The sequence below is a fragment of the Bartonella vinsonii subsp. berkhoffii ATCC 51672 genome (genome assembly GCF_902825225.1).
Lineage (GTDB): Bacteria > Pseudomonadota > Alphaproteobacteria > Rhizobiales > Rhizobiaceae > Bartonella > Bartonella berkhoffii.
In genome coordinates this window covers 1-391 of the sequence record NZ_CADEAK010000317.1, presented here as the reverse complement: position 1 = coordinate 391, position 391 = coordinate 1, and the positions used below count along the sequence as shown (strand labels likewise).

At 37.3% G+C, this 391-nt stretch carries 1 pseudogene; it reads left to right on the top strand.

Annotation, left to right across the window (positions count from 1 at the left end):
- Positions 1 to 196, top strand: a pseudogene (locus J7R10_RS09430) (hypothetical protein); the annotation flags it as partial.
- Between the last annotated feature and the right edge of the window lie 195 nt (positions 197 to 391).

Here is a 391-nt window from a genome sequence, read left to right as displayed (position 1 = left end):
GAATGGTAATGTCATTCAAAGAGCAGATGGAGATCAATTCCCCATTGCAAAACAAGAGGGACCCTCAAGTGCTGGAGTAATGTCCAAGCCAGAAATTGCAAATTCTATTACACAATATGCCAATGAGAGATTAATTGCCAATATACAGAGACAACTTGAACGTCAAGAATACGCTGCGAACAAGAAGACTAAATAATGTTCTTATGCTATGCCTATCTGCTACACAATAGGATTTTCTTTCTTGACAAGATTCACAGAAAACATATAGCGTTAAATTAGGTGCCGCAAAAACGCCTTAAAACCATAAGCGGATTGATTACCGAAATAATCAATCTTCTGTACATTAAAGACTTTGACTCATTATATGCTACACGCGTATAATGACCTCGTC